Below are 11,361 nucleotides of genomic sequence, written 5' to 3' on the forward strand. Positions count from 1 at the left end.
TGGCTCGGTTTACCGCGGTAAACCGAGCCACCGTCTGCGCCTGCTGAGAACCCCTCCGGACCCCCGACCATACGCCGGCAATAACGAGAAGGATCCGTCGACGGTTTACCGCGGTAAACCGTCGACGGGCAGAACGCTCTATAGACACAACCGTTCATGGACGACTCCGAACCCACCACGTGCTCGATACGCAGCCCCCGGCGTGTGTCTGTGCCTCAACGCTCTTCCCGGTCACTGAGTGCAGTATCTCCGCCCACGATGCCCTCTCTTTGCGAGGACAGTCTTTCGCTGGAGCGAATGCGTGTCCGGACGGAGTGTTCTCATGTTCAGTTCGAGTGAGACCCCCCGCCCGGGGTCCGACGCGCGGTTTACCGCGGTAAACCGCAGCCGGTGCACGACAGGATGAGGCGCCGATCCAACCTTCTCGGACCGTCCCGTCGAGGTGTACTCCGGTTGCTGAGACGGTGGGATCCCTGACCGGATTGATCGGTTTACCGCGGTAAACCAGCGGTCGCGAGGAAGCCCGAGACCGGTGCTTCTTATCGACAGGGCCACTACCGTGCAGCGACCGGCGGCTCGAGCAACTCCATCGTGTCGCGGTTTACCGCGGTAAACCGATGGATACGCGCAGGCCGGGGGAGCCTCGGCCGAGGGCCGACCTACGGTGCGTGGGTTTCGATTGTTCGCGGCTCAGTGGCCGAAGCGGACCAGTGGACACTGTCCTACGCTGGTTTACCGCGGTAAACCAGCGGTCGCGAGGAAGCCCGAGACCGGTGCTTCTTATCGACAGGGCCACTCCGTGCAGCGACCGGCGGCTCGAGCAACTCCATCGTGTCGCGGTTTACCGCGGTAAACCAGCGAGAGACGATGTGGCGAGATTCGGTGCCGCAGTAGGGCAATGTTGAGGGCCCTGTAGTTCATGTGGTTTACCGCGGTAAACCGTCTCTGTGGACACAGCCTGCGCTGCGTGACGCGAGCGCCTACCGACTCCCAATTCTGCTGGCCGTGTCACCATATGACTTTGTGAGGCCGACTACGATCCGGAGACCTTCGACCGTTTCCCCTGCAGCAGCTCACGAATTTGTGTCATGGCGCTCTGCCGTGTCCCCGCGGAAGCGGTCTGGGCATTTCGGTGAGCGAGCACACGGGCAGTTGCGCGGCGTTCGGCGTCGCGGAGATGTTTCGCGGCCTCCGCACGTTCGGTGGGGGAGGGGAGCGACCAGTCGATAGCGGCAAGTCGCCAGCGGAGGTATCGAACCGGATGCTTCAAGGAACCCCGAGACGGCCAGATCCATCCACGTCGTCGAGTGTCCTCGTTGAGCGCAGTCGCAATATCGCGGCCACTCCACCGCTCCGTATCGACGTAATGGTCCCTGAGTGCGTCGCAGACGGATCCGATATGCCCCGCGGCCTCCAGGCAAGGGGTTGCGGCCACTAGCGCTGCAGCGGCCTTCTGAAGGCCGATCGGGCGCGGCTGCGACCGTCCCTTCGGAGAATTCCTGTTCCTGCGCGCGCTCGCGCGCGTTGTCTTGTACTTCTTAACAGAAGTACAAGAACCAAAAGAAAGAGCAACAGATTGGGGGCCACCATCGCTTGTCTGGGGATAACGCGGCGGTGACGATGCGTCGGTGCTGGAGAGCGCTGCGCGGCAGGAGCGTGCCGAAGACTCCGGCCGGCCGGCATCGCAGGGGCTCCGAACGGCCGCCCTGGGGGAGATGAGCGACCAGACGCTGGTGCCCTTGACTTGTCTACGACCGTGGTGAGCCTCAGCGGCCCACTGCTCGAGCGTGCGGAGAAATCGTCCTCGGATCATCTCTCGGGCCAGGCCGAGGTCGGACAGGACTCGTCGCGCACGTTTGAGGACAGTAACGGACACGCCCGCGCGGTCTGCAAGCACGTCGCGGGAGGCCGTCACGCGGCGGCCCGTGCGAAGGTCCGCAAAGGACGCCATCGTTACCGCGACGGCAAAGACCCGCTCGGGATCGGCGTGATGGCGTCGGCAGACATTTCTGCCTTTCTCTTCGTTGAGCAATTCGCGGACCTGCCGTTGCCATTGCATACGTCCCGACCAAATGGGGGTTTTGGACTGCATCGACGGTGGCACGGGAATGGACCATGTGTGGCCACGTTGGTCGCTTTCCTGATTCATTTTCTCGACGCGCTGGATATTCTCTTCAGCGCGGGATATCACGGCAGAGAATTCGATATCTTCGGCATCGAAGCGGGGGGAAGCAATCGATATTTCTTCGGGACGACGAGGTTCCTCACCGGAAGTCGTCGAAAAGGTTGTTTGCTGTTCAGGGCATGGGGTACCCTGAGACGTACCAGGCATGGTAAGTCCCTTCGGGGAGCTGGGGATCTCGGCAAGGAAATCCCTGGTCAGAGCGCATGACGGAGACGAAGCGGCAACTTCGGATCCATAAGGGCACCTAGCGGCGAAGGTGAAAACTAACGCCGTTAGGTGTTCTGAGTCCCGATCGATCTCGGCAAAGTTCGACCCAATGACGAGCCCCCCAAGGGGGTTTCGTCATGTGCTGCGCGAGCGTCATGTAGTTGTTTGCGATCGGTAAGGTTCGATCTCCTTCGGTCCGGTTATATTGCTGGCAGTAATTTCATCACATGATCTCTCTTCTGTCGCGTACCGGCTCGAATTTATTTTCGCGGTTCCGGACGGGGAGGATGCGGAGAGGAAACCGGCCCCGGGACTTAACGGCGAATCATGCCTTCGGCACCGGCGTTTCAGGTTTCTCGGTGAAATCGGGGGAGAAAGAGCATGGTCCGGTTATCTGCCGCACTCGGCGTGCCGTAGGGCCTCTCGGCAGAAGGCCTGCGCGTCCCGATGCTCGAAGACGGACTTCCCGGGCGGTCGGAACGGTTCACCGCGGCCGGGTACCGACCGGCGCCGAGACGGGGCGGATCACACCATCGGGCCGGTTCTCGGCGCGCCTGATCCGGATGCCGACCCCGACGAGGACAGAAACCGGCTCGGAGCATCCGACTGCATAGGACATTGTCGAGCGGAACGGACCGGAGGGCACGCCCTTCTGCGCGACAGAGGTACGCCCGCCCGGTCGCGTGGATCCTCCGCCGGTGTGTCCTGCCTCGTCCGCGGTGATCGGCGTACTCCGCGCATGCAGCACCGTTACACGTCCCGTGGGTGAGACGTTCGACGGTGATGCTCGAAAGGAGCCCACGCGGACCCCTGGCCGGGTGATCTCGAGGAGGGACTCTTCGTCGCTCCGACGACCGGTCGCGGAGGAAGTGTCCGCGACGGCGGATGACGCGACAGCTGGGGTAGGCAGGGCTGGGGTAGGCAGGGCACCGCCTACGGACGATGGTCGGGGCTCGGCTGCCGACGTGCGAACGCAAACTCCGCCACCACGTCGTTCCACCGTCCGAGGCGAGGGTGCCGGTCGTTGCGAGCGACTATCCCTCGGACGCCCGCGACAGTGGTCACCGGATGCAAGCGACCGGATTCCAGGATCGCAGGAACCTCGACGTTTCCGACCGGGACGCTCGGCCGACACAGCTGCAGGTGTCGACACTCCGGCTTCGACCGGTGCTCGACTCTCCCCGCTATCGGGCAGCGCACGATAGCGGAAAATTCCCGGGCACTCGTGCCGAGGACGAGGGGCAGGTGGGGGAGTGGTCGCCCCCTGGACGCACTGGAGTGACGGCAAGTCGCCCGAGGACGAGGGGGTAGTAGACGAGGATGACTGGGGGTGACGGCTACAGGTCTGTTCCGGCCGGTTCGGGATGCGCTGGTGTTCCGGGTTCTGCCCGGTCGAGGATCGGGTCGCGTCGTCGAACGGTTCGTCGGGATGCGGTCCTGCCTGTCGGCTCTCGCCTGCCGCCGTCGGCAGGATCGGGCGGAGACAGGGCGCCGCTCCTGGGGTGCGGGTGTCGTGGATCCTGCGGTGCTGCGCATATCGGTCGGTTCGGAGAGAAACAAGCAGGTGGAAGAGATCAGCTGGGGCGTTGTCTCGTCCCGACAGGGACCCAGCGCATGTGAGGGTTCAGGGATGCGCAGCGGTCGACGAGTCCGCTCGCATGTACTTGCGAGCGAAAATCGGCGAAGAAAGTAGAGCGTGGTGACGAGCGAAGCAACCACGGAGGCCGGTACCCACGAGGCGACCTCGACTTCGAAAACGCCCTGCGGGAGGTCACCGGCACGGATATCGGCCGCGATCAACTCGTGCAGATCCTGAAGGGGCTCCATACGGTGAACCCTGCGGGCCCGCACCGACCGAACACGACGCCCGCCTGCTCACCGAGTCCGGGTTCACGGCAGGCCCACCGAGGCCACGGCTACACGCGTCGACCGAGACATCCGTAGGGCCGGCCTCGTCGCCGGCTCTCTGTCCATCGCCGAGGCGACGGTCCGCCTCGCCGTAACGCCCGCTCGCATCAGGCAACGTATCGCGAACGGTCGCCTGCGGGCATTCGATTCCGGCCGTAACCGCCTGTTGCCCCGGCTCGATTCACCGCCGGTGGGACCGTGCCGCACATCGACGGAGTCATGCCCCACCTCCCGAGGGGCCTGCATCCGCTGACGGTGCAGGCACTGCTGACGCAGCCGCAACCCTCGTCGGTGGTCGACGGCCGGCCGGTGTCGATCGTCGCGTGGTTGACCGGCACCGCCGGTAGGTCGGACGACGTCGAGCATGTCGTCGACGTGCTCATCGCCACCGAATGGGAAGTGGCATAGATGCGGCGATGCTCCCGCTACCGCGCTCATCCCGTACCTTCGTCGGGCAGGACTGTCACCGAAGGAAGTGCTCGAAGGGCAGCCGAACGAGACCGTGTGGCGCGTGCACCGCACCACCGGCCCCATGTACTCGCGTGGAATGCCCTGCGTGAATTCGGACCGATTCTGCGATCGGACCAGCAGCCGCTTCCGCGGGCCGAACATTCCGGTTATGGCGTCGGGTACGGCGCTTCGAGCCCCGGAGGGGCGCCGGCGGAGGCATTTCGGTCGGCACGGGACCGATCGCCACCGCGGTGGCCCGTATCCGACCGGCGTTCGCTTCACCCGCGTCCTGCGGTTGCCCGACGTGTCCGGCATCGGGGGAGGGGTCTGGGCCACCCGGGTGGGCGGCGGCAACCATGCTCTCGATTCGGCGCCGCACCGACTGTCCCAGCAGTGGGCACGCACCATCCATCGCGCCCACACCGATCCCGCAACGTCCTGTGCTGTCGCTACCTCTGTCGCATCCAGGCTTGGCGGATGCCAGCGATACCGCAGCGCACGAACTCGGTTATGTCATCCCGTGATCGGGTGTCGGGCACCGCTTGTCGCTCGTAGAGTGAGCCTCGTGTCCCGGCGGTCGGTTCGGACAGGCGGGAGCATCGTGCCAGGACGCTTCACGAACCGGATAGGTCATGGTCCTCGTCGCTGTCGCGTCCACTCGGCGAGCACGCCGTCCAGTGGAGGTGGATCGGCCGAGTGTCGCTCCCGTTCCTGTATGCGGCGAGCTTCAGGAGGGCAGCGCCCACTTCGGGATGGAACACGTCCTGGCGTTCCGGATGCTGTCCGGAACGCCAGGATTCGGAGGGATCAACTTCGATCCGAACTACGGCCTGGGGACCGTGAATCGTACGGATGGAAAAGATGTAGCGAGCCGTCCGTCGCTGCAGTGGCCTTCCGGGCAGGGCCTCGACCATGTTCCGGGCACGAATGTTCGGTGCCGTGAGAGGCGGGGACCCTGATCGGCATTTTCGCGGGGAGCATCCGCGCGGCGAACCGGGACAAATGAAAACTGTTGCGAGAAGGACAGAGCCGGCCTTTCGGTATCGGACAGAATCCTCACCGGTCGGCGTGCGGAGCGAGTTCGATTGCCTCGCGGTCGGGCATAGCGCAGCCTGCCGTTCAGGCACGCCTCAGTTGTGCAGGGTCGTCGAACTCGCTTGTTGCAGCGTGCGGCCGCTGCGGTTCCTTCGTGAAGAACAGCATGGCCACTGCGCCGACCAGGCACAACGCCGTCATGACGAGGAATCCGCCGTCGTAGGTGCCCGTGCGACTGACGCTGAAGCCCATGACGGACGGGGCGACGATACCGGACAGTGCGAAACAGGCATCGGCGAAGCCGGCGGCGGTCCCGGGCTGGCTGGGGGCGGCATCGATCGACGCGACCCACCAGATGCCGCCGGTGACGAAGCCGAAGCCGACGCCCGCCGAGATGCAGATCAATGCGACGGTGAGGTTGCCGCGGAAGAACAGGATCGGTGCGATCGACGCGCCCGCCAGAAGGAGTGCGACACCGATGATGATGAACCGCGAGCGGATGCTCTGCGTGCGCTTGTACACGCGGTCGACCAGGATTCCGCCGAGCAGCGCACCCAGCACACCGGCTGCCCACGGCGCCACCGAGAACGCGCCGACCTCCTTGATGGACAGGTCGAATTCGTGCTCGAGGTACTGCGGAAGCCAGTACATGAAGGCCCAGAACATGAAGCCCCACGAGAAGTAGCCGAGGCCGACGAGCCAGAGGTTCCGGTTGCGGAGGACCTCGCCCCAGTCGGTGCTCGACTCGTGACCGGTCTCCTCACCGTCCAACTGGCCGGCACGGATGTAGTCCAGCTCTTCCTTCGACACGAACTTCGCCTCGGTCGGCGAGTTCTTCAGTGTCGGATAGGCGATCGCGACCCACACGACCCCGACTATCGCCAGAATCCAGAACATCGCCTTCCAGCCGGTGAGGGCGATCAGCTGGGTGAGGATCGGCCCCCCGACAAGCAGGCTGCCGGAGACCGCCACACCGCCGATCAGCGCGAGCGCCTTGCCTCGCTCCTGTGCCGGTAGCCAGCGGCTGACGAGTCGCGTGGCTGCGGGGAAGCACGGCGCTTCACCGGCTCCGAGGAGGATGCGTAGCAGGATCAGGCCGATGAACCCGCCGGCGAACGGGGTCAGTGCTGTGGCGGCGGCCCAGATGAACATGCCCACGATGAGCACGCGTCGGGAACCGTAGCGGTCGACCAGCGGTCCCGACAGGAGCGCGAAGAGCATGTAGCCGATCGAGAATGCGGAACTGATCACGCCGTACTCGCCGGGAGTGATCCCGAACTCGGATCGCAGGTCGGATGCTGCGAACGAGATGGCACTGCGATCGATGTAGTTGACGATTACCAGGCCCAGAATGATGGCGATGGTCCACCAACGCGATTTCATAGCGAACTCCTCGGATGACGCAGTCGCAGGGTCAGATGACGCCGCGGGCCCGCAATTCGTCGATGTGCTCGGGAGTGCACCCGAGGTGGGAGAGGACCCTGTCGGTATCGGCACCGGCAGGGCGCCCGGCGTGGCGGATCGCACCGGGGGAGCGGCCCATGCGCCACATGACGTTCTGCATGCGTACGGGGCCGAGTTCGTCGTCGTCGACAGTGGTGACCATGTCGGTCGCGACGACTTGGGGGTCGGTCAGCAGGTCGCTGGGTCGGTAGACCGGTGCCACTGCGGCGCCGGCATCCTCGAAAGCCTCGACGACCTCGTCGCGGGTACGGTCGGCGATCCATCCACCGACGTACTCGTCGAGCAGGTCCGCGTGCTCCGCGCGGGTCCGGCCGGTGGCGAACCAGTGCTCGTCGATGACCTCGGGGTGCCCCACCAGACGTAGTACGCGTTCTGCGATCGTCTGGGCGCTCGTGGACACGGCGACCCAATGGTCGTCCTTGGTGCGATAGAGATTCCGGGGGGCGTTGTTCTGCGACCGATTGCCGGTGCGCTGTTGGTCGATGCCCAGTTGATCGGCATAGATCACACCGGGCCCGACCGCGGTCATGATCGGTGTGAGGAGATCGAGGTCGATCTCTTGTCCGGTGCCACCGTTGCGCTCACGTTCGAACAGCGCCATCGAGACTGCGGACGACCCGGCGATACCGGCAATGGAGTCGGCGAGGCCGAATGCAGGCAGTGTGGGAGGTCCGTCGGGGTGGCCGGTGAGATGGGCGAAGCCGCTCATCGATTCCACCAGTGTGCCGAACGCGGGACGCGTCGCATACGGTCCCTGTTGCCCGAAACCGGTGACCCGCAACATGATCAGTGCGGGATTCCGCTCGGTGAGTTCGGCATAGGACAGTCCCCAACGTTCGAACGTGCCGGGCCGGAAGTTCTCCACCACCACATCGGCGTCGGTGGCGAGATCACGGAAGATCTCCTGACCGTCCGGGGTGCTCAGGTTCAGGGTGACGGTCTGCTTGTTGCGGCCGACCATCTTCCACCAGAGCGGGACGCCGTTCTTGTCCAGGCCGTGCCCACGCATGCCGTCCGGCTTGGCCGGATGTTCGATCTTGATGACCTCGGCGCCGAAGTCGCCCAGAATCTGGGCGGCGAGCGGCCCGGCAAGGATGGTGGAGGCGTCGAGGACCTTGATCCCACGCAGGGGTCCGGCAGGAGTCTTGTCGTCGGTCAACTGGTGTCTCCTCAGTACGGACGGGCGAGGTAGCGGCCGGCAGGCGTGCCGGTGACGACTCCGTCGGTCAGAACCCGGTTACCGCGCACGAAGGTGTCGGTCACAGCAGCGGACAGTTCGAATCCCTCGAAAGGCGTGTACTCCTGGGTGGATTCGGAATCCGCTGCATGCACCGTCCAGGTACGGTCGGGATCGACGATCGCGATGTCGGCGTCGGCGCCCTCGGCGAGTCGTCCCTTGCCGGGCAGACCGTAACGGTCGGCCGGGTTGGACGAGAGCAGCTGTGCGATACGGCGCAGCGACAGGCCGCGCTTGCGGCCTTCGCTGATCAGGCCCGGCAGGAGGTATTCCGTGCCGCCGAAACCGGATTTGGCGGCGAACACGTCGTCGCGATCTTCGCCGAATTTCACCTCGTCCTTGCAGCAGGCGTGGTCGGAGACCACCCAGTCGATGTTCCCGGCGAGCAGGTGTTCCCACAGGGCCTCGACATCCTCACGCGGACGGATGGGCGGGTTGACCTTGGCGCCCAATCCGTTGGCGTTGTCGATGTCGGTGAGCAGGTGCCCGATGGTGACCTCGCGGCGGAAGTTCACGTGCGGGAAGGCGTCGGCCATCTTCATGGCCGCCTTCATCGCCTTCGCCGAACTCAGGTGCAGCAGATTGATGTTCGGCAGGCCGGTCTCGTCGGCGAGGAAGGACGCGATCGTCACGGCCAGACCCTCGGAGTGCTGAGGACGGGAAGCGCTGTAGGCGGCGAGGCCGGTGAGTGTGCCTTCCTGTTCCACCAGCTTGGTGTAGGCACTCATGATCTCGGCGGTTTCGCAGTGCAGAGACAGCGAGATGTGCGGGGCGAGTTCGGGGAACTGCTCGCGGGCTTTCTGGACTCCGCGCATGACGAACTCGAAGTGCGCGATGTCGTAGCGTTCGTCCTCGGGAATCATCAGGAAGTCGCTCTGCGATGTGGAGCGCCCGTGCAGACCGTGGCTGCCGTAGAACATGAAGATCTTGAAGGACGTGACGCCCTGGTCCGACGCGAGCGCGGGGATCTCGCCGATGTGCTGCTTGGACATCGGGGCGAGATGGAATGCGTAATCGACGTAGCTGCGACCGGCGGAAGCGTCGAGGACCTCGGGGAAGAAGTCGGCGTAGGCGCCACCCTTGTTCAGGTAGTACTGGCCGGTGCGCATGTACGTCAGGGCGGTGGTGACGCCGCCTTGAGCGCTCGCGCGGGATTCGGTGTGGGTGTCCTCGGACAGCGGGTTGTAGATGCCCCAGTGCTGGTGGGCATCGACGACGCCGGGAAACACCAACTTGTTCGTGGCGTCCACGATTTCGGCGTCGTCGGCCCGGAGGTCGGAGCCGATGGCGGCGATCGTGCCGTCGACGACGAGGACGTCGGCGATCTCGCCTTCCGCGGACGCGGTGTCCTCGGTGCGTACGACGGTGCCGTTCTTGATCAGGTAGGTGGTCATGTCTTCTCCTGGCGAGTATCTGGACAGGTGATGCGTCTTCACGCGGCCACGGTGCTGCTCACGTGTTCGGCGGCGAGAAATGCCAGACCGAGTGCGGTGATCAGGCCGTTGCCGGCGAGGTAGCCGCCGGCTCCGTGGCCGGAGATTCCGACGGCTGCGCCGCCGGATGCGTACAGGCCGGGAATCGGGACTCCGCGAGCGAGTACGCGGGCGTGTTCGTCGACGACGAGTCCACCCTGGGTATGGAACAGTGCCGGTGTGACGGCGATCGCGATGTACGGCGCGGTCAGGGGATGCCGGATGTCGGTGCGGCCTTGCCGATCGGGCTCGAATCCGGTCGCGGCGCGGTGGGCGGCGGTGAGCTCGTCCTCCAGCGCCGGCAGGGGAACACCGATGGTCTCGGCGAGGTCGGTGGCCGTGGCGGCTCGCACGAGCGATCCGCTCTCGGCGACCGTGCGGAAATCGTCGAACACCGAGCACAGTTCTTCGATGTGCTCGTCGATGATGATCCAGCCGGCAGATCCGGGCCGGGCGGCAAGCAGAGTTGCGAATTCCGAGTAACCGGTGGTCTCGGGGGCGAATCGCCGGCCGGTGCTGTCGACGACGATACCGCCGTGGACGACGGTCGCCCAGCCGACGAGCGTCTGGCTGCGAGACGAGAGGGCAGCATGGCCCTGGTAGGCGTCGAGGAAACCCGTGTCGGCTCCGAGTCGCCCACCGATGCGGAGCGCGTCACCGCGGCTGAACCGGCCGCCGTGGTAGTGGGCATCCGCGATCTCGGGCATGTGGGTCCGGACCAGGTCGCGGTCGGCGCCGAAGCCGTTCGTCGCCAGAAGGACGGATCCGGTCGTGAGCTGCTCGGTGTTTCCGTCGGGGGTAGCGATCTCGACCCCGGTTACGCGGCCGTCGATGGTGAGGACCTCGCGGAGACTCATCGGGGCGATCAGCTCGATCCGGGGATGTGCCTGGGCGCGTTGCACCAGGTGACGCAGCAGGTGGGAGCCGTGGCGGCCGGGAATGCTGTGGCAGCGGTCGGCGGTGTGTCCCGGGTATCGGAAGTCGGTGACCAGTTCGAGGTCGAGTCCTTGACTGTCGGCCAACCAGGTGACCAGCGTGCCGCTGGCATCGGTCAGCGCCCGAGCCACCCGCTGGTCTGCCGTCCCTGCGGTTTTGCGGGTGATGTCGTCGAGGAAACGACGGGGACTGTCTCGGATGCCTGCTGCGCGCTGCCAGCGCGTGCCGGCAGCAGGGATCATCGCCGTGCACATCGAGGTGTTGTTGCCGCGCTGGAAGTGCTCGTCGGCGTCGATCACCAGAACGTTCACGCCCGATTCCGCGGCGCGCAGGGCCGCGACGAGTCCGCCGCCCGCGCCGGCAACGACGAGGTCGAATTCCGGATCGGTCACACCGCCTCCTCATATTGTTCCGCTCAGAGAAACGCAAGAAAGTGATCTCCTGCACTATGCGCCCCCTCGAAACAA

General features: G+C 65.3%; 6 protein-coding genes. 2 read left to right on the forward strand and 4 right to left on the reverse strand.

All coding sequences use genetic code 11. The features are described 5' to 3' along the window. The first annotated feature begins 1,756 nt into the window (after positions 1 to 1,756). Both PV766_RS18055 and PV766_RS18060 read left to right on the forward strand, forming a co-directional pair. Positions 1,757 to 2,392 (forward strand): hypothetical protein, encoded by a 636-nt coding sequence (locus tag PV766_RS18055; protein ID WP_129977975.1) that lies wholly within the window; start codon positions 1,757 to 1,759, stop codon positions 2,390 to 2,392. Between the two features lie 2,127 nt (positions 2,393 to 4,519). Next, complete coding sequence (locus PV766_RS18060) at positions 4,520 to 4,708, forward strand: hypothetical protein (RefSeq protein ID WP_421097554.1); 189 nt, start codon at positions 4,520 to 4,522, stop codon at positions 4,706 to 4,708. Between the two features lie 1,161 nt (positions 4,709 to 5,869). Here PV766_RS18060 and PV766_RS18065 read toward each other — a convergent pair. From PV766_RS18065 to PV766_RS18080, 4 genes are read right to left on the reverse strand one after another with little or no spacing between them, the layout of a single operon-like run. After that, entirely contained in the window at positions 5,870 to 7,168 is a 1,299-nt protein-coding gene (locus tag PV766_RS18065) for an MFS transporter (protein WP_421097555.1), read from the reverse strand. Positions 7,169 to 7,199: 31 nt separating this feature from the next. Next, a complete protein-coding gene (locus PV766_RS18070; protein WP_421097556.1) occupies positions 7,200 to 8,408 on the reverse strand; it encodes a CaiB/BaiF CoA transferase family protein in 1,209 nt (402 codons plus the stop codon). An 11-nt stretch (positions 8,409 to 8,419) separates the two neighbouring features. Further along, entirely contained in the window at positions 8,420 to 9,880 is a 1,461-nt protein-coding gene (locus tag PV766_RS18075) for a dihydroorotase (protein WP_421097557.1), read from the reverse strand. 38 nt (positions 9,881 to 9,918) lie between these two features. Then, entirely contained in the window at positions 9,919 to 11,286 is a 1,368-nt protein-coding gene (locus PV766_RS18080; protein WP_129977972.1) for an FAD-dependent oxidoreductase, read from the reverse strand. Positions 11,287 to 11,361: the final 75 nt, after the last annotated feature.

The sequence above is a fragment of the Rhodococcus sp. As11 genome (assembly GCF_048957735.1).
Taxonomy (GTDB): domain Bacteria; phylum Actinomycetota; class Actinomycetes; order Mycobacteriales; family Mycobacteriaceae; genus Rhodococcus; species Rhodococcus gordoniae.